General features: G+C 61.6%; 21 protein-coding genes and 9 tRNA genes. 20 read left to right on the top strand and 10 right to left on the bottom strand.

Annotation, left to right across the window (positions count from 1 at the left end; genetic code table 11):
• Positions 1-56: 56 nt before the first annotated feature.
• Together AB5Y91_RS12845 and ung are read right to left on the bottom strand one after the other, a co-directional pair.
• Positions 57-605 (bottom strand): hemerythrin domain-containing protein, encoded by a 549-nt coding sequence (locus tag AB5Y91_RS12845; protein ID WP_106887518.1) that lies wholly within the window; start codon positions 603-605, stop codon positions 57-59.
• A 161-nt stretch (positions 606-766) separates the two neighbouring features.
• A complete protein-coding gene (gene ung / locus AB5Y91_RS12840) occupies positions 767-1,453 on the bottom strand; it encodes a uracil-DNA glycosylase (protein ID WP_368169950.1) in 687 nt (228 codons plus the stop codon).
• Between the two features lie 598 nt (positions 1,454-2,051).
• Between ung and grcA the strand changes: the two genes are divergently transcribed.
• Positions 2,052-2,432 carry an autonomous glycyl radical cofactor GrcA gene (grcA, locus tag AB5Y91_RS12835; protein WP_025326187.1) on the top strand — a complete coding sequence of 127 codons (381 nt, stop codon included), beginning with the start codon at positions 2,052-2,054 and terminating at the stop codon, positions 2,430-2,432.
• Positions 2,433-2,538: 106 nt separating this feature from the next.
• Here grcA and AB5Y91_RS12830 read toward each other — a convergent pair whose 3' ends face one another.
• The 7 genes from AB5Y91_RS12830 to hemA form a co-directional block, all read right to left on the bottom strand.
• Positions 2,539-3,822: a dicarboxylate/amino acid:cation symporter gene (locus AB5Y91_RS12830; protein WP_111910312.1), complete on the bottom strand. Its 1,284-nt coding sequence runs from the start codon at positions 3,820-3,822 to the stop codon at positions 2,539-2,541.
• 304 nt (positions 3,823-4,126) lie between these two features.
• Entirely contained in the window at positions 4,127-4,981 is an 855-nt protein-coding gene (kdsA, locus tag AB5Y91_RS12825) for a 3-deoxy-8-phosphooctulonate synthase (RefSeq protein WP_106887521.1), read from the bottom strand.
• A 38-nt stretch (positions 4,982-5,019) separates the two neighbouring features.
• Positions 5,020-5,820 (bottom strand): SirB1 family protein, encoded by an 801-nt coding sequence (locus AB5Y91_RS12820; RefSeq protein WP_234678165.1) that lies wholly within the window; start codon positions 5,818-5,820, stop codon positions 5,020-5,022.
• 11 nt (positions 5,821-5,831) lie between these two features.
• Complete coding sequence (locus AB5Y91_RS12815; RefSeq protein WP_139435631.1) at positions 5,832-6,215, bottom strand: SirB2 family protein; 384 nt, start codon at positions 6,213-6,215, stop codon at positions 5,832-5,834.
• A gap of 42 nt (positions 6,216-6,257) precedes the next feature.
• Positions 6,258-7,091: a peptide chain release factor N(5)-glutamine methyltransferase gene (prmC, locus tag AB5Y91_RS12810; RefSeq protein WP_368169952.1), complete on the bottom strand. Its 834-nt coding sequence runs from the start codon at positions 7,089-7,091 to the stop codon at positions 6,258-6,260.
• Between the two features lie 5 nt (positions 7,092-7,096).
• On the bottom strand, positions 7,097-8,185 hold the full coding sequence (gene prfA / locus AB5Y91_RS12805) for a peptide chain release factor 1 (RefSeq protein WP_163147793.1): 1,089 nt from the start codon (positions 8,183-8,185) through the stop codon (positions 7,097-7,099).
• Positions 8,186-8,236: 51 nt separating this feature from the next.
• A complete protein-coding gene (hemA, locus tag AB5Y91_RS12800; RefSeq protein ID WP_106887525.1) occupies positions 8,237-9,496 on the bottom strand; it encodes a glutamyl-tRNA reductase in 1,260 nt (419 codons plus the stop codon).
• 125 nt (positions 9,497-9,621) lie between these two features.
• Here hemA and lolB point away from each other — a divergent pair, with 125 nt between their 5' ends.
• From lolB to AB5Y91_RS12725, 15 genes are all read left to right on the top strand, one after another.
• Positions 9,622-10,200 (top strand): lipoprotein insertase outer membrane protein LolB, encoded by a 579-nt coding sequence (gene lolB, locus AB5Y91_RS12795; protein WP_162520188.1) that lies wholly within the window; start codon positions 9,622-9,624, stop codon positions 10,198-10,200.
• Positions 10,197-11,087, top strand: coding sequence for a 4-(cytidine 5'-diphospho)-2-C-methyl-D-erythritol kinase (gene ispE, locus AB5Y91_RS12790; RefSeq protein ID WP_289976052.1), 891 nt, complete (start codon positions 10,197-10,199; stop codon positions 11,085-11,087). The genes lolB and ispE overlap by 4 nt, the downstream gene beginning before the upstream one ends.
• Positions 11,067-11,141 (top strand) — tRNA-Gln (locus tag AB5Y91_RS12785). Before ispE ends, AB5Y91_RS12785 begins: the two co-directional genes overlap by 21 nt.
• 172 nt (positions 11,142-11,313) lie before the next feature.
• On the top strand, positions 11,314-12,261 hold the full coding sequence (locus AB5Y91_RS12780) for a ribose-phosphate pyrophosphokinase (protein WP_025326177.1): 948 nt from the start codon (positions 11,314-11,316) through the stop codon (positions 12,259-12,261).
• A gap of 96 nt (positions 12,262-12,357) precedes the next feature.
• Positions 12,358-14,376, top strand: a complete 2,019-nt coding sequence (locus AB5Y91_RS12775; protein ID WP_368169949.1) for a bifunctional UDP-sugar hydrolase/5'-nucleotidase — start codon at positions 12,358-12,360, stop codon at positions 14,374-14,376.
• 193 nt (positions 14,377-14,569) lie between these two features.
• Positions 14,570-15,166, top strand: coding sequence for an aminoacyl-tRNA hydrolase (pth, locus tag AB5Y91_RS12770; protein WP_025326175.1), 597 nt, complete (start codon positions 14,570-14,572; stop codon positions 15,164-15,166).
• A 92-nt stretch (positions 15,167-15,258) separates the two neighbouring features.
• A complete protein-coding gene (gene ychF / locus AB5Y91_RS12765; RefSeq protein WP_042867752.1) occupies positions 15,259-16,350 on the top strand; it encodes a redox-regulated ATPase YchF in 1,092 nt (363 codons plus the stop codon).
• Positions 16,351-16,585: 235 nt separating this feature from the next.
• Positions 16,586-16,662: transfer RNA gene (locus tag AB5Y91_RS12760), tRNA-Met, on the top strand.
• 13 nt (positions 16,663-16,675) lie between these two features.
• Positions 16,676-16,750, top strand: a tRNA-Gln gene (locus AB5Y91_RS12755).
• Positions 16,751-16,790: 40 nt separating this feature from the next.
• A tRNA-Gln gene (locus AB5Y91_RS12750) sits at positions 16,791-16,865 on the top strand.
• Between the two features lie 35 nt (positions 16,866-16,900).
• Positions 16,901-16,977: transfer RNA gene (locus tag AB5Y91_RS12745), tRNA-Met, on the top strand.
• Positions 16,978-16,994: 17 nt separating this feature from the next.
• Positions 16,995-17,069 (top strand) — tRNA-Gln (locus tag AB5Y91_RS12740).
• 47 nt (positions 17,070-17,116) lie between these two features.
• Positions 17,117-17,191 (top strand) — tRNA-Gln (locus AB5Y91_RS12735).
• 132 nt (positions 17,192-17,323) lie between these two features.
• A tRNA-Met gene (locus tag AB5Y91_RS12730) sits at positions 17,324-17,400 on the top strand.
• An 8-nt stretch (positions 17,401-17,408) separates the two neighbouring features.
• Positions 17,409-17,492 (top strand) — tRNA-Leu (locus tag AB5Y91_RS12725).
• A gap of 197 nt (positions 17,493-17,689) precedes the next feature.
• On the opposite strand, the gene AB5Y91_RS12720 is transcribed toward AB5Y91_RS12725, so the two are convergent.
• A complete protein-coding gene (locus tag AB5Y91_RS12720) occupies positions 17,690-19,522 on the bottom strand; it encodes an SLC13 family permease (protein WP_368169948.1) in 1,833 nt (610 codons plus the stop codon).
• 281 nt (positions 19,523-19,803) lie between these two features.
• On the opposite strand from AB5Y91_RS12720, the gene yqfB reads away from it, so the two are divergent.
• The 4 genes from yqfB to AB5Y91_RS12700 all read left to right on the top strand — a co-directional run bounded on the left by yqfB (position 19,804) and on the right by AB5Y91_RS12700 (position 23,469).
• Positions 19,804-20,136 carry a N(4)-acetylcytidine aminohydrolase gene (yqfB, locus tag AB5Y91_RS12715; RefSeq protein WP_368169947.1) on the top strand — a complete coding sequence of 111 codons (333 nt, stop codon included), beginning with the start codon at positions 19,804-19,806 and terminating at the stop codon, positions 20,134-20,136.
• Positions 20,137-20,223: 87 nt separating this feature from the next.
• The gene (locus AB5Y91_RS12710; RefSeq protein WP_368169946.1) at positions 20,224-21,144 is read left to right on the top strand and encodes an alpha/beta hydrolase; all 921 of its coding nucleotides are present in this window, start codon (positions 20,224-20,226) and stop codon (positions 21,142-21,144) included.
• A 61-nt stretch (positions 21,145-21,205) separates the two neighbouring features.
• Positions 21,206-21,586: a DUF1622 domain-containing protein gene (locus AB5Y91_RS12705; RefSeq protein ID WP_234569260.1), complete on the top strand. Its 381-nt coding sequence runs from the start codon at positions 21,206-21,208 to the stop codon at positions 21,584-21,586.
• Between the two features lie 191 nt (positions 21,587-21,777).
• A complete protein-coding gene (locus tag AB5Y91_RS12700) occupies positions 21,778-23,469 on the top strand; it encodes an alpha-glucosidase (RefSeq protein WP_368169945.1) in 1,692 nt (563 codons plus the stop codon).
• Positions 23,470-23,587: the final 118 nt, after the last annotated feature.

Genomic DNA, 23,587 nt, shown 5'->3' with positions numbered 1-23,587 from the left:
GTAAAACAAAACGCCCCGGCCAAGCCGGGGCGTCGTTTTTTGGCCCGCCTGCCATTTCAGGATGAGGGGGGCAACGAGAGCTGCTTGGCCAGCGCCTGGAAGTGCTGGCTCACCTCGGCCCCGAACAGGGGATCATTGATGGCCCTGTTCTGCCAGAGCTGCTCGAGCTGACGCCAGTCATCTTCGGTCAGGGAATCACGCAGATGAGGGAAGATCACCCCCTCCTCGTAGTTCATGTGGGCCTCCTGCTGCTCGATGAACTGCTCCAGCTTGGCGGTGAACTGCTCAAGCGGAATGACGGCGTCCATCAGTATCATCTCCACCATCTCCTTGAGCTCGGTGCCGGCCACCAGCAGGCGGGCGTGCTCCTCATGCAGCCGGTTGGCGACCTCCCCCTCCACCACCCTGTATTTCAGGTAGTAGTCATAGATCATGTCTTCCTTGGGGTGATGGAACTTGTCGGAGACCTCCCGCAAGTAGTCCACCACGTCCCGGAGCAGGAAATAGCTCACCGGCTGCTCATTGCGGATGGCTGCCAGCTTGTGCTTGAGCAGCGTCAGCAGCCTGGCGATGTTGAGGTGGTCCTTATGGAGACTGGATAACATGAGCACTCCTTGCGCTGAATTGAAAAAGAGACTGTCTCGAGTATACGGTCATTTATCACCCGAACTTTGCACTCAATCAAGTCAGTTGCAGACAATCCCCACCCCGGCGATGCAGACAAGCGAGCCTGCTCGCCCTTGCCTGCCCAGAGGCGGGAAGAGGGTCAGGCCGGCACCGGCTGGTGATGGCAGACCGAGAGCCAGTCGATGGGGTTCATCCCCTGCTGCACCAGCAGGCGGTTTGCCTCCGAGAAGTGGCCACAGCCGATGAAGCCGCGGTGAGCGGACAATGGGCTGGGATGGGGAGCCGTCAGCACATGGTGACGCGACCGGTCGATGAAGCGTCCCTTCTTCTGGGCATGGGCTCCCCACAGCAGGAAGACCACCCCCTGACAGTGGGAGTTGATCCGCTCTATGACCCTGTCGGTGAAGGTTTCCCAGCCCAGGTGGGCATGGGAGTGGGCCATGCCCGCCTGCACCGTCAGCACAGTATTGAGCAGCAGCACCCCCTGGGTGGCCCAGGACTCCAGGAAACCGTGACCGGGTGTGACAAAACCCGGCAGATCCCGCTGCATCTCCTTGTAGATGTTGACCAGGGAGGGTGGCGTGCGTACCCCGGGCAACACGGAGAAGCAGAGGCCGTGGGCCTGATCCGGCCCGTGATAGGGGTCTTGCCCCAGGATCACCACCTTGACACTGTCCAGCTCGGTCAACTTGAAGGCATTGAACACCTCGGTGGCCGGGGGGTAAATCACCTTGCCCGCTTCCCGCTCCTCCCTGACGGTCGCCAGGGTTGCCTTGAAATAGTCCTGCTCTTTCTCAGAACCGATCACATCCTTCCAGGTCAGCACGCCAGTCTCCTCTCTCTGTGAATCCGCTACCTCTGGCACCCCAATATCCTCGATGAATGCCGCAAGGGGCTCAGGATAGGGGGCCGGGCAGCAAGACGCAACCGCGACTCGGCTCTGGGGGATGGCCACCCCTGCACCACTGCGCCCGCCAAAACCCCTGGCACCCTGCCTATCGGGATGATGGTCGATGGCCGCAGCCATCAGCGCCTTGACGGCCGCGCACCTGGCCACCCAGCGAGGTCCTGCCCTGATCTTGTAAGACGCCCGACCCTGACCTTATAAAGAGAATAACGGCTAAAGATGTAGTTAAATTACTAGATATACCCAATAAAAAATGCATAATTCATATATCTTACAAAATCATAAAAATGATCTATTTTTGATTAATCTCAATGAATTAATCCCTTTCCTCGCGCGCAAAATGCGCTTTTATTGATTTAGATCAATTTTCGTATTATTACCATCGTGGTATATATGACCCCAACGAAGTAAAGGTGTAAGGCAAGGCCCCGTTAAATCATCCCGTCATCAAGGTGGTTTAAAAACATCAGGGTAATGTGCTTACCGTTGAATCCGCTTTCCTATGAGGAGTCATACCATGATCAAGGGCATCCAAATCACCCAGTCCGCCAACGCCGCACTGCTGAACTCTTTCTGGCTGCTGGATGAAGAGAAGCAGCAAGCTCGCTGCATCTGCGCCAAGGGCGACAGCTTCGTCGCCGATCAGGAAGTCGCACTGTCCGACCTGGGCCAGTTCGAATACCGTGAACTGCCGGTCCAGACCGAACCCGTGGTCGAGGGTGGTCAACACCTGAACGTCAACGTGCTGCGCCGCGAGACCCTGGAAGACGCCATCGCCAATCCGGAAAAGTACCCGCAGCTGACCATCCGCGTGTCTGGCTACGCAGTGCGTTTCAACGCCCTGACCCCGGAACAGCAGCGTGATGTGGTCACCCGCACCTTCACCCAGAGCCTGTAATTCCCTCTGCGGTCATCTGCACCATGAAAAACGGCCCACTCGGGCCGTTTTTTTATGGGCAAGCCACAGTGCCTGCCCATCTCTCCTTGCAGACCGCGCCTGCCGGCTATCCGTGCTGGTCGACCTTCTGCACGGCGACCGGGTTGGCAAGCACCTCGTTCATCTTCTGCTCGTCTAGCTGATCGCAATAACGCGCCACCACCAGAGTCGCCACGCCGTTGCCGATGAGGTTGGTCAGGGCCCGCGCCTCCGACATGAAACGATCTATCCCCAGGATCAGCGCCAGCCCGGCGAGTGGCAGGTGCCCCACCGCCGAGATGGTGGCCGCCAGCACGATGAAGCCGCTACCGGTGACCCCGGCCGCCCCCTTGGAGGAGATGAGCAACACCACCAGCAGGGTGAGCTGCTGGAACAGATCCAGCGGCGTATTGGTCGCCTGGGCGATGAAGACGGCCGCCATGGTCAGGTAGATGGAGGTGCCATCCAGGTTGAAGGAGTAACCGGTCGGGATCACCAGGCCCACCACCGACTTCTTGCAGCCGAGCGCCTCCATCTTCACCAGCATGCGCGGCAATACGGATTCGGAAGAGGAGGTGCCCAGCACGATCAGCAGCTCTTCACGGATGTAGGAAATAAAGCGCACTATGCTGAAGCCATTTGCCCTGGCAATGCTGCCCAGCACCATGAAGATGAATAGCAGGCAGGTCACATAGAAGCAGGCAATTAACTGGCCGAGTTGGACCAGCGAGCCGATCCCATATTTCCCTATGGTAAAGGCCATGGCACCAAAGGCGCCAACCGGTGCCAATTTCATGATCATATTGATGATGCCGAAAATAACCTGGGAGAAGCTGTCGATCATATTGAAGACCAATTTCCCCTTCTCGCCGATATGGTGCAGGGAGAAGCCAAACAGCACCGCAAACAGCAACACCTGAAGAATGTTGCCGCTGGCAAAGGCGCCGATCACGCTGCCCGGGATCACATCAAGCAGGAAGGCGATGATGCCCTGCGACTTGGCTTGCTCGGCATAGGCCGAGATGGAGCTGGCATCCAGCGTGGCGGGATCCACGTTCATGCCGACCCCGGGTTGCAGCAAGTTCACCACGCACAGCCCGATGACCAGGGCTATGGTGCTCACCACTTCAAAGTAGAGCAGCGCTATGGCACCGGTTTTCCCCACCGCTTTCATGCTCTCCATGCCGGCGATGCCGGTCACTACGGTGCAGAAAATAACGGGGGCAATGATCATCTTGATTAATTTCACGAAGCCATCACCCAATGGCTTCATATCAGCCCCGAGGTCGGGATAGACATGTCCCAGAAATACCCCCAGGGTGATCGCAAGCAGCACCTGGAAATAAAGGCTGCTGAATACTTTCTTGTGCATGATTAACGTCCTGTTAATTAATTGACATCTCATATGGCAGAAATAGGCATGCAGGGAGCCGTCACGAGAAAATATCCTTCTCTCGCCGGCGTCATGCTATTTCATCATCGCAACGGCGCCACTTTCACACGTTATAAGAAGCAATTAAGAGACATTAATCACACAACATATTTAACATCATTAACACCACGGCAACTGCGATATAGTTGGTCGACGATGCATTTAAGACCCTATTGAAAACATTTTGGATAAAAAAATGCCCCGCATGGCGGGGCAGCTAGCATCACTAAAGCGGCGTGCGGGATCAGGCGGAGGTATCCAGTGGCTCGAAGCCCTTGATGAGATCGTCGATGGCCTTCATCTGCTTGAGGAAGCCTTCCAACTTGTCCAGCGGCAGGGCACTCGGGCCGTCGCAGCGGGCCACTTTCGGGTCCGGGTGGGATTCGATAAACAGACCCGCCAAGCCGACCGCCATGCCGGCACGGGCCAGCTCGGTCACCTGATCCCGACGACCACCGGAGGCGGCCCCCAGGGGATCGCGACACTGCAATGAGTGGGTCACGTCGAAGATGACCGGATAGCCGCCGGTGCTCTTCTTCATCACCCCCAGGCCCAGCATGTCCACCACCAGGTTGTCGTAACCGAAGTTAGCGCCGCGCTCGCACAGGATCAGGCGATCGTTGCCGCACTCCTCGAACTTGTCGGTGATGTTCTTCATCTGGCTCGGGCTCAGGAACTGCGGCTTCTTGATGTTGATGACGTTGCCGGTACGGGCCATGGCCTCAACCAGATCGGTCTGGCGCGCCAGGAAGGCGGGCAACTGGATGACATCCACCACTTCCGCCACCGGCTTGGCCTGATGCACTTCATGCAGATCGGAGATGACCGGCATGCCGAAGGTCGCCTTGAGCTCCTGGAAGATCTTCATCCCCTCTTCCAGGCCCGGGCCGCGGTAGGAGTGGATGGAGGAGCGGTTCGCCTTGTCCCAGCTCGCCTTGAACACGAATGGTATGCCCAGCTTGCTGGTCACTTCCACGTACTTCTCGCACACCGCCATCGCCATGTCGCGGGATTCCAGCACGTTCATGCCGCCAAACAGCACGAAGGGCTTGTCGTTGGCGACGTCGATCGCGTTGATCTTGATATTCTTCTGTTCCATCTCAGCATCCTTAAGTGAAGAGGCTTCCCCAGACCCCCTCAATGGAGGGGCTTGGGGCTAAGATCCAGACTGGCCAGCTGGGTTTTCAGCACGTCGGCCACAGGATCGTCCGGGCATTGTTCAATAAAGTATTCAAAATCGTCGGCGGCGAAACGGGGGCAGTCGAGCTGCTCGTAGATGAAGCCCCTATCCCGCGTCTCCAGCGGATCTCCGGGCTTCATGCGCAGCAGCAGCTCGCTGCAGCGCAATGCTTCTGTCATGCGCTCCTCCCTCAGCAGGGCCCCCTTGCTGACGTTGAGCAGGCGTTCGATGATCTCCCACTGCCCGCAGGGCTGCAGATGGTCATCGCTTAAGGTCGCCAGGTTGCCGAGGGCACCGCGAAGCAGCAGCTCGATGCGGTGCAGGCTCAGTTCGTCACCGTTGAAGGGGTCCACATAGACCTCTCCCTCCAGGCCGGCGAAGCTCACCAGGAAATGGCCCGGGAAGCAGATCCCCTCCACATCCAGGCCAATCTTGCGACCCAGCTGGATGATGAGGATGCCAAGGCTCACCGGTATGCCCTTGCGTTGTACCAGCACCTGGTTCAGGTCGCAGTTGGCGGCAGAGAAATAATCCTGCCAGTCGCCCCGAAACCCTAAGGTCTGGTAGAACCCCTGCAACAGCTGACGACGCACCTCGTCACAGTCCCCTTCGACTATGGCCTCGTCCAGCCAGCTATCGAGACGGGCCAGCTCGGCCTCTCCCGCGCCGCCATGGCCCAGGATCTCATCGCTCACCGACAGTGCCAGTTCGGCCAGGTCGTGGGCCTCGAAGTCGGTCCACTCATCCACACGTATCATCGTCGTCATCCCTAACCGAACAGGTTGGCCTGCTTTTGCACCGCCAGCTTGGCGATAAAGAAGATCCACCCCAGGGCCCCCAGGAAGGCAAACCAGCGGATGCTGTTGCTGCGCGCCAGGCGCAGCGCCATCATGCCGAGGAAGGCCACCGCCAGCACGGCGCTCAGCTTCTCGCTGAGCCAGGGGATCCCGTTGTTGAGGGGATTGAGATCCAGCACCATGCACAGCAGCACGCCGGAGAGCACCACTAGGCCATTGAGCCAGCCGCTGGCCTGCAGCACCCGGCCGTTACGGGCATGAATGGAGCCGGTTTGGGCCCAGTAAAAGCGCAGCATGAACATCAGTACGGCCCCGACAATCAGGGTGAGGTGCAGATGTTTGAGAGCAACATACATATGGTTTCCTTGCACAGGGGCGGACAGTTCCGCCCGTCATCATCACGGCGCCAGACGACCCAGGGTCACCCGCTCGTTATCCCCATAATCCCGCACGGTTTCCACCTGGCAGTAGCCCTGTTGCAGCAGAAGCTGACGCACCATTGCCCCCTGCTCCCAACCGTGCTCCAGCAAGAGCCAGCCCCCCGGGCACAGATGGGCGGGGGCACCGGCGACTATCAGGCGAATGTCCGCCAGCCCCTGCTCGTCCGCCACCAGGGCGGAGCGGGGCTCGAAGCGCACGTCCCCCTCCTCCAGATGGGGATCCGCCCCGTCGATATAGGGCGGATTGGAGACGATCATCGCAAAACGTGGCGCATCCGACAGGGGCTCGAACCAGCTGCCGTCCCGCACTGCTATGGGCAACCCCAGGGCGGCGCTGTTGGCGCGGGCCAGGGCGGCAGCGTCCGGCATCCTGTCCACCGCCCATACATCGGCATCGGGCCGCTCGGACTTGAGCGCCAGCGCAATGGCGCCGGTGCCTGTGCCCAGATCCAGCAGGGCGCAGGGGCCGGCAGGCAGGCGTGCCAGCGCCTGCTCCACCAGCACCTCGGTGTCGGGGCGCGGGATCAGGGTGGCCGGGCTCACCTTGAGGGGCAGCGACCAGAACTCCCGCTCGCCGATGAGGTGGGCTATGGGCTCACCGGCCAGGCGGCGGTCAAGCCAGGCTTGCAGGGTGGCCTGCTGGGCGGCATCGAGCTCGCGCTCCGGCCAGGTCATCAGGTAACTGCGCCGGCAAGACAGCAGATGGCAGAGCAGCGCATCGGCGTCGGCACGGGGGGATTCCCCCTCGGCCAACGTCGCCATGATATGGGCACGAGCCTGCTGGATCTGCATGGGCATCAGTTGCTCTCGGCCAGGGAGGCGAGCTGATCCGCCTGATACTCCTGCACCAGGGGGGTGATGACGCAATCCAGATCCCCTTCGAGGATCTCCCCCAGCCGATAGAGGGTGAGGTTGATGCGGTGCTCGGAGAGGCGACCCTGGGGGTAGTTGTAGGTGCGGATACGCTCGGAGCGATCCCCGGAACCCACCAGGTTGCGGCGGGTGCTCTGCTCGGCGGCGCGGTGGCGCTCGTCCTCGGCGGCCTGCAGGCGGGCGGAGAGCACCGACATCGCCTTGGCACGGTTCTTGTGCTGAGAACGCTCATCCTGGCACTCCACCACCAAGCCGGTGGGCAGGTGGGTGATGCGGATGGCGGAGTCGGTCTTGTTGACGTGCTGACCACCGGCCCCGGAGGCGCGGAAGGTGTCGATCTTCAGCTCGGAGGGGTTGATCTCGATCTGTTCGGCTTCCGGCACTTCCGGCAGCACGGCCACGGTACAGGCGGAGGTGTGCACCCGACCCTGGGATTCGGTCTCGGGGACCCGCTGTACCCTGTGGCCGCCGGATTCAAACTTGAGGCGGCCGTAGACGTGCTCGCCGTCCACCTTGGCGATCACCTCCTTGTAGCCGCCGTGCTCGCCGTCGTTGCAGCTGACGATGGAGACGCGCCAGCCCTGGCGCTCGGCATAACGGGAGTACATGCGGAACAGATCCCCCGCGAAGATCGCCGCCTCGTCGCCACCGGCACCGGCGCGGATCTCCAGGTAGCAGTTGTTGTCATCCTTGGGGTCGCGCGGCAGCAGCATCACCTGCAACGCCTGCTCCTGCTCCTCTAAGGTCGCCTTGGCGAGCGGCAGCTCCTCCTGCGCCATCTCGCGCAGGTCGGCGTCGTCCTCTTCCAGCATCAGCTTGGTGGTCTCGAGGTTCTCCTCGGCCTGACGGAAGCGCTGGAAGGCGTGCACTATGTCTTCTAGCTGGGCATATTCCCGGGTCAGGGCACGGTATCTGTCCTGATCCGAGGCGACCCCGGGCTCGCCGAGCAGGGCCTGTACTTCTTCGTGGCGCTCGATGAGGCCTTCCAGCTTTCTGATCAATGACGGGTTCATAAATCTTGTGTTCTCGATGGAGGACGGGACAACCGGCAGGTTGCCCGAAAATTATGACTCTTGTGACAACCCCAGCACCTGACGCAGTTGGGACAGCTTGTGGGTGTCCCCCTGGGCTGCGGCCTGGCGCAGGGCCTGGGTCGGTGCGTGGATCAACTTGTTGGTGAGGCGGTGAGCCAGGGCCTTGAGGGCCTGCTCGGCATTCTCGCCCTGTTGCAGGGCCAGCAGGGCACGCTGCAACTCTTCATCCGCCACCTGTTGGGATTGGTGGCGATAATCGCGAATGAGGTCCACAGAGTGCTGGCTGCGGTACCAGCCCATGAAGTCGCCCTGCTCTTCCTGCACTATGAGCTCGGCCTCGGCGGCCGCCCGTTTGCGGGTCTCGAGGTTCTGCTCGATGATGCCCTGCAGGTCATCCACAGTGTAGAGATAGGCGTCAGAGAGCTCGTCCACCTCGGCTTCGATATCGCGGGGCACGGCTATGTCCACCAGGAACATGGGCCTGAAACGGCGGGCCTTGAGGGCGCGTTCCACCATGCCCTTGCCGATGATGGGCAGGGGGCTGGCGGTGGAGCTGATGACGATGTCCGCCTCGTGCAGGTAGTCCGGGATCTCTTCGAGCGTCATCACCTGGGCGCCGAACTCCTCGGCCAGCAGCTGGGCCCGCTGCAGGGTGCGGTTCGCCACCATCATCTGGGTGACGTTCTGCTCGCGCAGGTGACGGGCCACCAGTTCTATGGTTTCGCCGGCACCGACCAGCAGCACCTTGGTCTGGGAGAGATCGGAGAAGATGCGGCGGGCCAGGCTCACGGCGGCGAAGGCCACCGACACGGCGCTGGCGCCGATCTCGGTGTCGGTACGCACCCGTTTCGCCACCGAGAAGGATTTCTGGAACAGGCGCTCCAGGGAGCCCTTCACCGCTTCCGCCTGCTGGGCGTGGGCGTAGGACTGCTTGATCTGCCCCAGGATCTGCGGCTCTCCCAGCACCAGGGAGTCGAGCCCGCAGGCGACCCGCATCAGGTGGCGCACCGCCTCCTCATCCTGGTGCCGGTAGATGGCGGAGACCACCTCGCTCGCCTCCAGCTGGTGGAACCGCTGCAGCCAGCTCAGCACCTGCTCCCCCTGCCCTTGCTCCAGGCTGCAGTACAGCTCGGTTCGATTGCAGGTGGAGACGATCACCGCCTCGCTGACACCGGGCTGTTCCACCAGCTCACGCAAGGCGCGATCGATGCAGTCCGGGCCAAATGCGACCCGTTCCCGCAAGGCGACACTGGCGGTGTTGTGGTTGATTCCGAGGGCAAGCAGACTCATGGGTGGGTGATGATCGTTTCGTGCACAGGGTATGAAGGCCGACAATTGTACGAGAAAGGGTAAGTCTTTAAAAGCGATACGGCCGCCCCTTATACTGTGGCAAATCTCTTATCCGGAGCACGACCTTGTTCTTGCGTATCTTCTCCCTCGCCTGCCTGCTGGTGCTGGCCGGCTGTACCACCACTCAACCCCAGCGGGATCAGGTCAACTGGCAGCAGGAACGGGCCCGTCTCGAACAGCTGACCCACTGGGAGCTGTCGGGCAAGATGGCCATCATCACGGCCCGCCAGAAGGGCAGCGCCCGCCTCAACTGGCAGCAGAACGGCGACGACTATCGCCTCAACCTCACCAGCCTCATCGGCACCCATATCCTGGAGCTCTCCCGCAGCAAGGGGGAGATCACCCTGACCGACAACGAAGGCAAGGTGCACCAGAGCCAGGATGCCGAGGCCCTGGTCTATCAGCTCACCGGCTGGAATATTCCGGTCACCGGGCTGCCGGAGTGGATCAAGGGGCTGCCGGGTGAGGCCGAATTCGAGCTCAACCCCGACGCCAGCCTGGCCTCGGTGCGCGACGGCCAGTGGCAGATCGTCTATGGGGACTACCGGGATCAGGACAACTACCGGCTGCCGCACCTGCTGACCATGACGGGCCAGGGCAGCCGCCTCAAGTTGCAGATCAACCAATGGACCCTGGCGCCATGATGCAGGATACCATCCGGCAGGCGCCGATCCGCTGGCCGGCGCCAGCCAAGCTCAACCTCTTCCTGCACGTCAACGGCCGCCGCCCCGACGGCTATCACGAGCTGCAGACCCTGTTCATCTTCCTGGACCACGGCGACTGGCTGGAGTTTGACCCCCTGCCGGGAACCAGCCTGCTCACCCTGAGCCCGGCCATCCCCGGGGTGCCGGATGAACAGAACCTCATCATCCGTGCCGCCCGCCTGTTGCAGGGGAGGCTGCCAAGCCCGATGGGGGCCCATATCCGGTTGGAGAAGGTATTGCCCATGGGGGGCGGCATCGGCGGCGGCTCGTCTGACGCCGCCACCACCCTGGTGGCGCTGAATCATCTCTGGCAGGCAGGCTTGAGTGAAGACGAGCTGGCGGAACTCGGGGTGCAGCTGGGGGCCGACGTGCCCGTGTTCGTGCGCGGCCGGGCCGCCTTTGCGGAAGGGGTCGGCGAGAAGCTGCAACCGGTCGAGGTGCCGAGCGCCTGGTATCTGGTGCTAAAACCCGATTGTCATGTGGCAACGGCGGCGGTTTTTCAGGATCCCGAGCTGCCTCGCAACACCCCCAGGATGACATTGCACAACCTGCTGGAAGGGGTGTGGAAAAACGATTGCGAATTGCTGGTGAAAAAGCGCCACCCCGAGGTTGCCAATGCGCTCGGCTGGTTGCTAGAATACGCGCCGTCAAGAATGACGGGCACTGGCGCCTGCGTCTTTGCTCAATTTGAAGACGAAGTGGCTGCTCGGAAGGTGTTGGCAAGGGTGCCGGAAGGCTGGGATGGGTTTGTCGCCAAGGGCGAGAACATATCACCACTCTTCGCCACTTTGCAACAAGTCAGTGATTGGGGTATCGCCAAGCGGTAAGGCAGCGGGTTTTGATCTCGCCATTCCTAGGTTCGAATCCTAGTACCCCAGCCAATCTGGCATAATGGTGCCGAAGGTGACGGCTCTGCTGTCCACCCGGGTAATCTGGCGCCACCATGAACTTCCAGAGACCTTGTCCGTTCTCTTGATAAATCGTTTGCCCCCAAACGATACGGGTCTGAATCAGACTCCCCACATACTGGATGCAACCCCGAGGTTTCAAACCGTGCCTGACATGAAGCTGTTTGCTGGTAACGCAACGCCGGAACTAGCCCAGAAGATCGCAGATCGCCTGTTTATCAAACTCGGCAATGCTGCCGTAGGTCGCTTTAGCGACGGCGAGATCAGCGTACAGATCAATGAGAATGTACGCGGTGGCGATATCTTCATCATTCAATCCACCTGTGCCCCGACCAACGACAATTTGATGGAATTGATCGTTATGGTGGATGCACTGCGTCGTGCTTCAGCTGGCCGTATCACTGCCGTTATTCCTTACTTTGGTTATGCCCGTCAGGACCGCCGCGTCCGCTCCGCCCGTGTGCCCATCACCGCCAAGGTAGTCGCCGACTTCCTCTCCAGCGTGGGTGTGGATCGCGTGCTGACCGTTGACCTGCATGCCGAGCAAATCCAGGGCTTCTTCGATGTCCCCGTAGACAACGTGTTCGGCAGCCCTGTGCTGCTGGAAGACATGCTGTCCAAGAACCTCGAGTCTCCTGTTGTCGTATCGCCGGACATCGGCGGCGTGGTCCGTGCCCGTGCCATCGCCAAGCTGCTGGACGACACCGACATCGCCATCATCGACAAGCGTCGTCCCCGCCCGAACGTCTCCCAGGTCATGCACCTGATCGGCGACGTGGCCGGCCGTGACTGCGTCATCGTCGACGACATGATCGATACCGGCGGCACCCTGTGCAAGGCGGCCGAAGCGTTGAAAGAGCGTGGCGCCAAGCGCGTGTTCGCCTATGCGACCCACCCGGTCTTCTCCGGCACCGCCGTGGAAAACATCAAGAACTCGGTCATCGACGAGCTGATCATCACCGACTCCATCCCGCTCACCGCGGAGATGAAGGCGATCGGCAAGGTCAAGCAGCTGACGCTCTCCTCCGTGCTGGCCGAAGCCATCCGTCGTATCAGCAACGAAGAGTCCATCTCTGCCATGTTTGAGCATTGATAGACCCCGTTGTGACAAAAACCGCCAACTGGCGGTTTTTGTTTTTTCAAGCCTGGTCAAAGTAATGCCCTGCCCCCGCAGGTTAAGGATGTCCCCATGAAGTGCTTGCGTCTCCTCACTCTCCTCCCGCTGTGCGCCCTGCTCTCTGCCTGCCTGACCGGCCAGCAGGATCCGCCCTTCACCCTGACCCTGGCACACATGAACGACACCCACTCCCAGTTCGATCCGGTCAATGCCGAGCTGAAGGGGCCCCTCTTCGGCAAGCAGGGGGAAACCGACACCCTCTACACCCGCCTTGGCGGCTATCCCCGCCTGCTCACCATGACCAAAGCCTACCAGGCCGAGGCACTCGCCAAGAACCAGCCGCTGTTGCTGCTGCACGGCGGCGACGCCTGGCAGGGCAGCGGCTACTTCAAGCTCAACGAGGGGATGGCCAATGCCGAGCTGCTGAGCCAGTTCGGCTTCGATGCCATGGCCCTTGGCAACCACGAGTTCGATCTCGACAACCAGAAGCTGGCCCGCTTCATCCAGGGGGTGAACTTCCCGGTGCTGGCCGCCAACCTGGACAGCCGCGACGATCCGGATCTGAGCCAGGCCAGCAACCTCAAGCCCTTCGTGGTCTATGCCTTCGATGGCAACCAGAAGAGCCCGGTCACCGATCTCGCTCACCTTCCCGCAGACAAGCAGCTGGTCGCCGTCATCGGGCTGGTGCTGGAGGACATGGCCAACATCTCCCCCAACGTCGGCAAGCTGCGCTTTGCCAAGGAGGTGGCCTCGGCCCAGGCCACGGTCGACCTGCTGCAGGCCAGAGGGATCAACCGGATAGTGGCCCTCACCCACATCGGCAACGCCCGGGATCTGGCGCTGGCGGCCAAGGTGAACGGCCTCGATGCCATCGTCGGCGGCCACTCCCACAGCCTGCTCGGCGACTTTAGCAACGTCGGCTGGGGCAAGACGGGGGAATACGCAGCGCTGGTCACCAACCCGGACGGCGTGGGTCTGACCTGTGTGGTGCAGGCGGGATCCTACGCCCAGGCAATCGGTCTTGCCCGGGTCAGCTTCGACGCCCAGGGCCGGGTCATCGCCTGCAAGGGTCAGAACCAGCTGCTGGCCAGCCGCGACTTCTTCGCCGATCCGGCCCGCCAGCAGAGGCTGGACAAGACTCGCAGCCAGCAGGCAGGCAAGTTCATCGACGCCCAGCCCAACCTGGTGACGGTGGATGAAGATCCGCGCCTGCGCGGCATCATCGACAGCCACTACAAACCGGCGCTGGAGCAGGCCTACGGCCCCGTCATCGGCACCCTTCCCGCGCCATTGCAAAATGCCCGCCGCCCAGGCGACAACGGCAGCGACAGCCACGGCTCCGACGTCGCGCCCCTGGTGGCGGAAGGCCAATATTTTTGGGCCAACACCCCGCAGGTGCAGGCACTGACCGGCGGCCCGGTCGACTTCGCCCTGCTGGCGGTGGGGGGCGTGCGCGCCGACTTGCCCGCCGGTGAACTGCGACAGGGGGAGGCATCCCTCAGCCTGCTGCCGTTCAAGAACCCGCTCAGCGTGTTGACCCTCTCCGGCGCCGAGGTGCGGGCCCTGCTGACCGAGACCATCACGGCCACCCTGCCCGCCAGCGCTCATGCGGGCAAGTTCCCCTATGGCGGCCACCTGCGTTACACCTTCAAGGAGACCGAAGCAGGCAAGGCGGGTCACCTGACCCGGCTGCAATGGCAGACGGCCGAGGGTCAGTGGCAGGATCTGGCGAATGGACGGCGCTACCGGGTGGTGACCAACGCCTACAGCGCCAACGGCAACGACGGCTGGCAGGCCCTGGCACGGGCGCAGCGTCAGAGTGCCGAGAGCCAGGGTGCCGAGCGCGTGGATCTCGCCTGGGTGGCGGGCCAGCTGACCGCCTTCCCGGTGCTGGCAGTGGCAAAGCGCGGCGAGCAGCTCGGCGCCGTCTATGGGCCGGGCAAGGCCCTCGACTGCAAGGCTGCCAACGTGGATTGCGGCACAGACGCGGCCTCGTTCGTGGACTATGTGCGCTATGCCCGCCCCCTGGTGACCGCCCTGACCGAGGAGACGGTGACCCAGCTGCGTGCCGGTCAAGCCGACGCCCCTTGAGCCGCTGCGCCAAAACGGGCCGGACCTGGCTCGTTTTGGCGGCCGTTGGCACCCGGTTCCCGGGTTATTCCCCCCGGTTTGCCGAGCTTTGGTTGAGTGATCGCCAGTCGGCGGCTAGAATATTGCGTCCCATTGCCCTGGACCCTCTGTTTATGGCAACCAGTAGTGCAAGCAGCGAGTGAAGACATCAAGCGTGACGCATCAAATCAAACTGATTGTCGGGCTGGGTAATCCCGGCCCCGAATACGCCAAGACCCGCCACAACGCGGGGGCCTGGTATGTGGAGCAGCTAGCCCGCTGGCACAATGTCAGCCTGCGCGAAGAGCCCAAGTTCTTCGGCCACACCGCCCGCATCCTGGTGGAGGGGCAGGATGTGCGGCTGCTCATCCCGAACACCTATATGAACCTCTCCGGCAAGGCGGTGGCGGCCCTGGCACGCTTCTACCAGATAGTCCCCGAAGAGATACTGGTAGCCCACGACGAACTGGATCTGCCCCCCGGCATCGCCAAGTTCAAGCAGGGCGGTGGCCACGGCGGCCACAACGGCCTCAAGGACATCATCGCCAGGATGGGCAACAACAATAACTTCTTCCGGCTACGCCTCGGGATCGGTCATCCCGGTGCCAAGGAGCTGGTCGCCGGCTTCGTGCTGACCAAGGCGCCCAGCAGTGAACAGAGCCTGATCGAGGCCGCACTGGATGAGTCCTTGCGCGCCACCGACATCCTGTTCAAGCAGGACATGACCAAGGCCATGAACCGGCTGCACAGCTTCAAGGCCGAGAAAGTCTGAATACAGATGCCTGACCTGGGTCAGGCTCGCACAATATGACAGGGCTGCCCGCGTGGCCCCCTCACAGCATCCATCACGTAAGGTAACAATTCATGGGTTTTAAATGCGGTATCGTGGGCCTGCCCAATGTAGGCAAATCCACCCTGTTCAATGCGCTGACCAAGGCCGGCATCGAAGCCGCCAACTTCCCGTTCTGCACCATTGAGCCGAACACGGGTGTGGTCCCCATGCCGGATCCCCGCCTCGATCAGCTGGCGGCCATCATCAACCCCCAGCGCGTGGTGCCGACCACCATGGAGTTCGTGGACATCGCAGGCCTGGTGGCGGGCGCCTCCAAGGGTGAGGGTCTGGGCAACCAGTTCCTGGCCAACATCCGCGAGACCGAAGCCATAGGTCACGTGGTGCGCTGCTTCGAGGACGAGAACATCATCCACGTGGCGGGCAAGGTCTCCCCGGCCGATGACATCGAGGTGATCAATACCGAATTGGCCCTGTCGGATCTGGACGCCTGCGAGCGCGCCATCCACCGTCAGTCCAAGCGCGCCAAGGGCGGCGACAAGGATGCCAAGCTGGAAGTGGAAACCCTGGAAAAGATTCGGGTTGCCCTGGAAAACGGCCAGATGATCCGTGGCATGAAGCTGGACAAGGATGAGCTGGCCGCCGTCAGCCACCTCAACTTCCTGACCCTCAAGCCCACCATGTATATCGCCAACGTGGCGGAAGACGGTTTCGAGAACAATCCCTTCCTCGATAAGGTGCGTGAAATCGCCGCCGCCGAGAACGCGGTTGTGGTGGTGGTCTGCTGCGCCATCGAATCTGACATCGCCGAGCTGGATGACGACGATCGCGCCGAGTTCATGGCAGATCTTGGCATCGAAGAGCCAGGCCTGAACCGGGTGATCCGCTCAGGTTACGAGCTGCTCAAGCTGCAGACCTATTTCACCGCCGGCGTGAAGGAAGTGCGTGCCTGGACCATACCGGTCGGCGCCACAGCCCCGCAAGCGGCGGGCAAGATCCACACCGACTTTGAAAAAGGCTTTATTCGCGCTCAAACCATCGCCTTCGAAGACTTTATCACCTACAAGGGTGAGCAAGGCGCCAAGGAAGCGGGCAAGATGCGCGCCGAAGGGAAAGACTACATCGTCAAGGATGGCGATATCATGAACTTCCTGTTCAACGTCTAACCCCATGAGAGGCCAGCATTTGCTGGCCTCTTTGTTATGGGCACAGGTTGCGGATCTGCTGCCAAATGTCGCAAAAAAAACCAGATTGTTGGGCTTTTGCGCGACAGCGTCCAATAACTCGCCAAACGCACCCAAATTCGGTTTTTCTGGCAAAAAAAGGGTTGACGCCCCAGAGCCAGATACGCATAATTCCGGCCGCACAGTGACGAGGCAACGACTCACTGGAAGCACGGTTGGCTATGTAGCTCAGTTGGTTAGAGCATCGCACTCATAATGCGAGGGTCACAGGTTCGAATCCCGTCATAGCCACCATTAATCATTCAGTTGGGGTATCGCCAAGCGGTAAGGCAGCGGGTTTTGATCTCGCCATCCCTAGGTTCGAATCCTAGTACCCCAGCCATTTTTAAAGATGTTTGACAGTTTCTGTCAGTCATCGCTGTTGGGGTATCGCCAAGCGGTAAGGCAGCGGGTTTTGATCTCGCCATCCCTAGGTTCGAATCCTAGTACCCCAGCCATTTTTACTTGTACACGACAATCTCGGATACAAGACGGCTATGTAGCTCAGTTGGTTAGAGCATCGCACTCATAATGCGAGGGTCACAGGTTCGAATCCCGTCATAGCCACCATTTACAAGTTGTTCAGTTGGGGTATCGCCAAGCGGTAAGGCAGCGGGTTTTGATCTCGCCATCCCTAGGTTCGAATCCTAGTACCCCAGCCATTTTTAAAGTTCTTTGCCCGTCATTATTGACGGTTGAGGAGCGCTGTTGGGGTATCGCCAAGCGGTAAGGCAGCGGGTTTTGATCTCGCCATCCCTAGGTTCGAATCCTAGTACCCCAGCCATTATTGCCTTTCATCGACCTTGTCGGTGATAGCTGTGGTAAACGTGAGAGGTCTTGATCTCGTCAACGTGCCTAGGTCCAAACCCTAGTACCCAGCCATTTTACTTGTACACGACAACGTCGGATACAAGACGGCTATGTAGCTCAGTTGGTTAGAGCATCGCACTCATAATGCGGGGGTCACAGGTTCGAATCCCGTCATAGCCACCATTAATATTGCGGAAGTGGCGAAATTGGTAGACGCACCAGATTTAGGTTCTGGCGCCCTAGGCGTGAGAGTTCGAGTCTCTCCTTCCGCACCATTAATAGCAGTACCAAACAGACCAGCTCACGCTGGTTTTTTTGTGCCTGAATTTCAGCCTTTGTCCCCTCTCCTTCCCTGCCGTTCTCCCTGCTCACTGGCTTGTCAGCCCAATATTTCATCTCACAGCGTCGGGATATATGGCCAATAAAAAGCGGCCCGCAGGCCGCTTGCACTCCTTGTTCCCCTCGAGCGCGCTTAGAACGGGAAGAACCAGGGAATGGCGATGACGCTCACCACCATCACCAGCAGGGTGAAGGGCACCCCTATTCGCACGAAGTCCACGAACCTGTAGTTGCCGGGGCCCAGCACCAGGGTGTTGACCGGTGACGAGACCGGCGTCATGAAGGCCGCCGAGGCGGCGATGGCGATGGTCATGGCGAAGGGATAGGGAGAGACACCCATCTGCTGGGCCGTACCGAGCGCAATGGGCGCCATCAGCACGGCGGTGGCGGTGTTGGAGATAAAGAGCCCGATGGCCGCGCAGAGCACGAACAGGCTGGCCAGCATAACACGGGGCCCCATCTCCCCCACCGCCGAGATCAACCCGCCGACGATGAGATCCACCCCGCCGGTCTTCTGCAACGCCAGGGCAAAGGGCAGCATGCCGACGATCAGGATCAGGGTCGGCCAGTGGATGGACTTGTAGGCGCTCTCCATGTCGATGCAGCGGAACTTGCCCATCAGCAGGCAGGCGATGAGCGCCGCTATGACGTTGGGCACGGGCTCCGTCACCATCAGCCCTATCATGACTGCGAGGGCGATCAGGGCGTGAATGGCCTGGCTGCGAGCCGGCGCCATCTCGTCCACCTCGGCGGGCAGGCCGAGCAGCAGGAAGTCCCTGTGGTGGGTCTGCAACTGGCGAATGAGGCTCCAGTTGCCCACCACCAGCAGGCTGTCTCCCATCAGCAGCGGCTCATCCACCAGCTTGCCGGTGAGCGCCTCACCGCTGCGGCGGATCCCGACCACGCTCAGGCCGTAGCGGGAACGAAACGCCACCTCGCGGATGCTCTTGCCAAGCAGGCGGGATCCTGGAATGAGGGACACCTCGGCCATGCCCACCTCCCGCGCCTGATCCGAGAAGTACTCCCCGCGCAATATCATGGGTTCGAGCCGCGCCTCGCTGCAAAACTCCCGCACATCCACCTCGGGGTCGGACATGTCGATGAGCAGCACGTCTTTCGCCTGGAACTCGGTGACGCCGGAGACGGTGACCATCACCCGCCGAAACTTGCGCCAACGCTCCAGCCCGATGACGTTGGCCCCAAAGCGGGCACGCAGTTGCAGCTCGTCCAGGGTCTGGCCTATCAGGGGAGAATCGGGACGGATCGCCAGGCGGCGCGCCCGGCCGGCCAGGCGATAATCGCGGATGAGGTCGCGCATTGTGCTGCGCCCCGCCTGCTTGCCCTTGCCCTCTTCCCCCTCGCGCACCAGACGGTGACGCATCAGCAGCATGTAGATCACTCCCAGCCCGAGGATCAGCATCCCCATGGGGGTGAAACCGAAGAAGCCGAAGCCCTGGATGCCGTGGCGCATCAGCTCGCTGTTCACCACCATGTTGGGCGGCGTGGCCACCAGCGTCATCATGCCGCTGATGAGACCGGCAAAGCCGAGGGGCATCATCAGCCGTCCCGCCGGTATCCCCATCCGGTTCGCCACGCTCAGCACCACGGGGATAAAGATGGCCACCACCCCTGTGCTGCTCATCACGGCCCCCAGGGTCGCCACCGCCACCATCAGCAGCACCAGCAGCCGGGTCTCGCTGCTGCCTGCCACCTTCACCAGGGCATCCCCCACCTGATAGGCGATGCCGGTGCGCACCAGCCCCTCCCCCACCACGAACAGGGCGGCAATCAGGATGACGTTGGGATCGCTGAACCCCGCCAGCGCCTCCGGCAGAGTCAGGGTGCCGCTCAACACGAACAGGATGATGATCAACAAGGCCACCACATCCATACGTACCCTGTTGGTAATAAACAGGAAGATGGCGCCCACCAGCATGCTGAGCACCCAGATCAACTCGGAATTCACACTCGCTCCTTTCGTTCATGTCCGCCGGGCGGGGAACCGCGCCAGACGCCATCAGACCACAGCCAGTCCCCCTCCATTTTGTTACATATCAAGAAAGAGGAGCCCACATCATCGCACATTCGGGTTCACTTGCAGCCACTTTGCAGGGCAGAGCAAGCGCGTCAGTCCCCTGCCCCCGGCAGCCCGGACGAAAAGTGCTGCGCGCCCTCCCCGGCACTCCTAAAATGGGCCCGCTGCGGCGTGATCCGCCCCCTGCCCACCCCTTGCCCTTCGGAGAGAAAATGTCAGTTCACACCCCAACCTACCCGGAATTCACCTTCTTCGGCCGCTTCGTCGCCGACATCCAGTCCGGCCGCAAGACCATCACCATACGCGACGAGAGCGAAGCCAACTGGCAGCCCGGCCAGCGGCTCGCGCTCTTCACCAATCCGGAGCACCAGCCCTTTGGCGCCATGGAGGTGCTCTCGGTCACGCCCCTGACCTTCGATGACCTGACCGACGAGCACGCCCGCCAGGAGAACATGACCCTCGCCGAGCTCAAAGCCGTCATCCGGGACATCTACCCCGCACTGCCGCAGCTCTATGTGATTGAATTCAAACTGATTGAAGCCTGATTTTGTGAGCTGCCTCAACTAACGCCGGTTGCGCTCTCGGGCCAGAAGCGCACAATGCCTGTTTTTATATACAGTCAATGGTGCAGCATGAACACAGGACTCGAACCCGCAATCGCCGCCATGGTGGCGGAATTTGTTGCCGCTGGCAGACCCAGGGCGAGCGAGATGAGCTGGCAGGCGCGGCGGGAGGGCTACCTTGCCTCTGCCGCATTGGGCGGTGAACGGGAAGAGGTGGGCGCCATCGAAGAGTGGCAGGCCGATCACTACGCCATCCGCCGTTACCAACCCGTGGATATGCCGGACCCCGCTTATCCGGTGCTGATCTATTTCCACGGCGGCTGTTTCGTCAGCGGGGATTTCGAGACCCACGATCGCCAGATGCGGATGCTGTGCAACAGTGCCAAGGCCCTGGTGTTTGCCGTGCACACCCGCCTCGCCCCCGAGCATAGCTATCCTGCCGCCCATGACGATGCGCTGGCCGCGACCCTCGCCATCATGGCCGCGCTGCCGCAGTGGCGCGGCGATCCCGGGCGGGTCGCACTCGCAGGCGACAGCGCCGGTGGCCATCTTGCCCTGATCACCAGCTTGCGGCTCAAGGAGGCGGGAGCGGCACTGCCCGCCGCCCAGATCCTCATCTATCCCATGCTCGATGCCCTAGGAGAGAGCCAGAGCTATGGCGACCTTGGCGACGACTACCTCATCACCCGCGACATGCTGCTCAGCGGGTTTCAGACCTATCTGGGCAGGCTGCCCGCCAGCCATCCCGAGGCGAGCCCGCTGCACCATCCTGATCTTGCGGGGCTGCCGCCCACCCACATCCTCACGGCCGAGTACGATCCCCTGCGTGACGAGGGAGAAGCCCTCTATGGCAAACTGCTGCAAGCCGGTGTTGCCGCCAGCTGTCAGCGGCAGCTCGGGGTGATCCACGGCTTCTTCCAGCTGGCGGGCATAAGCCCTGCGGCCCGTCATGCCATCGCGCAGGTCGCCATGCTGCTCAAGGGGCTCTGAGTTGGATCCGGCCCCCATGCCGTGTTAAAAGTGTCTCTTTTGAATCAGGGAGGTGATCCTAGTGTTTGAGATAGCGAGCCTGAAAGAGGGCATGATGCACGGGGTCGAGCTGTTCCAGCTGCTGCTGGAGATCATCTCCATCGCCTGCGTGGTGATAGGGCTTGGCAAGACCCTCTGGCTGGCGGCGCGGGTGCGGGATCACGAGCCCGGCTTTCCGCGCATTCGCCTCTGCTTCGGCAGCTGGCTCATCCTGGCGCTGGAGTTCCAGCTCGCCGCCGATATCCTGGCCACCACGGTCGCGCCGAGCAAGGAGGAGCTGATCCGCCTCGCCATCATCGCGGTGATCCGCACCTTCCTGAACTACTTCCTCGGCAAGGAGCTGGACGCCCAGGCCGAACGCCAACAGGCACTCGGCGCCAAGCAGCCCGAGGCGACCCGATAGGGGCCACGCCGGCGGGTATGTGAGTACGCCGCCATCCCGACCGCCCCTGGTTCGGGATGGCGCCTTTGTGACCCTGCCCGCAGTTTTGGCAATCGGTCAACAATGGAACCCTTTTCAAGGCCCACCTCACCCTGTCGACCCCGGCGCCCTCTGCGTAACATGGCAGGACCACTTCGCCACCGGCCACGCGGATGCATCCTCACCCCGTTCTCACTCTCGATCAGTGCGTTATCTACCAGATCTACCCCATGAGCTTTCAGGACAGCGACGGCGATGGCATGGGGGACATCAAGGGCATCCGCCAGCGTCTCGACTACCTGGCGACACTCGGAGTCGACCTGCTCTGGCTCACCCCCGTCTACCGCTCCCCCAGACGGGACAACGGCTACGACGTGGCGGACTACAGCGCCATAGATCCCGCCTTCGGCACCCTGGCCGAGATGGACCTGCTGATAGCAGAGGCGGCCGCTCACGGCATGGGCATCATGATGGACATAGTCGCCAACCACACCTCCACCGAACATGCGTGGTTCAGGCAGGCGTTGGCCGGGGATCCCCGCTATCAGGCCTATTACGTCTTTCGGGACCAGACCTTCGTCGATGCCCACCCTCTGGACTCCATCTTCGGCGGCAGCGCCTGGGAATATGTGCCGACGCTTGGCAGCTACTACCTGCACAACTTCGATGCGAGCCAGGCCGATCTGGACTGGGACAACCCGGCGGTGCGCGCCGAGATGGCGGAGGTGATCAACTTCTGGTTGGCCAGGGGCATCAAGGGGCTTCGCTTCGATGTGATCGACATGGTGAGCAAGGAGTGGTCACCGCTTGCCATGAGCAACGGCCCCCGCCTGCACGACTATATCCGCGAGCTGAGTGGCGCCAGCTTCGGCGGCAAGGGGATCATCACTGTCGGTGAGACCTGGGGGGCAGATCTGGCCCAGATGCGGCACTATTCGAACCCGGATGACAGCGAGTTCAGCATGGTGTTCAACTTCGAGCACCTGGGGCTGGGGCGCGATAAATGGACCTCCCGCTTTGACCCCCTCACCTTCAAAGGCGCCATGGCCCGCCACCAGAGCGGGCTGCACGGCCAAGGCTGGAACAGCCTGTTTCTGGGTAACCACGACCTGCCCCGCGCCGTCTCCCGCTTCGGCGACGACAGCCCCGAGTGGCGCGAGCTGAGTGCCAAGCAGTGGGCCCTGGTGCTGCACATGATGCAGGGCACTCCCTTCATCTATCAGGGGGAGGAGCTTGGCATGACCAACCGCCGCTGGCAGCCAGAGGAGCTGCGCGATGTGGAGGCCATCAACTACAGCGCCAGCCACCCAGACCTGGCCCCCGCCGAGCTCGCCCGCCGCCTCGATGCCATCGGCCGCGACAACGCCCGCACGCCTATGCAGTGGGACTCGAGCCCCCGGGCCGGTTTCAGCACGGCAGAGCCCTGGATCGCGCTCAATGACAACTATATGGAGATCAACGCCGCCGAGCAGCTGGCCCGCCCCGACTCCCTGTTTCACTGCTATCGCCAGCTCATCGCCCTGCGCAAGGCCCACCCCGTCATTCGCCATGGCGACTTCGAACTGCTGGATGAGAACGATCCCCTGCGCATCAGCTACCGCCGCCGCTGGCGGGATCCGGCCACCGGCCAGACGCAGACTCTGCTGCTGCTCGCCAATCTCACCGCAGCCCCCCTGCCCATGCCCCATTTTGACAAGCTAGCCAGCGACGCCAGCTTGCTGATGGGCAACTACCCCGACCAGCCAGAGCCCTGCTTTGCCCCCTACCAGACGGCGGTCTGGCTTCTTGTGGAGCCCGCCATGGCGCTCGCGCCAGACACGCATAGAACCGACCGGAGCAGGCCAGTTCAGGGGCGAGCGGGTTGACTGTCCCCCGGAATCTGCGTATTTTGCGTCCAGATTTCATGTTGGACTGCTCTGCAATGTTGTACATCCTGTTCAAATGCTCTGTCAGGAGGCTGTGCTCCGTGCACTAACACGATGA

Origin of the sequence: Aeromonas sp. R4-3, assembly GCF_040908275.1 — a bacterium.
GTDB lineage: Bacteria > Pseudomonadota > Gammaproteobacteria > Enterobacterales > Aeromonadaceae > Aeromonas > Aeromonas rivipollensis.
Note: the sequence above shows the minus strand (reverse complement) of the source record. Positions and strands in the feature narration are given on the sequence as shown.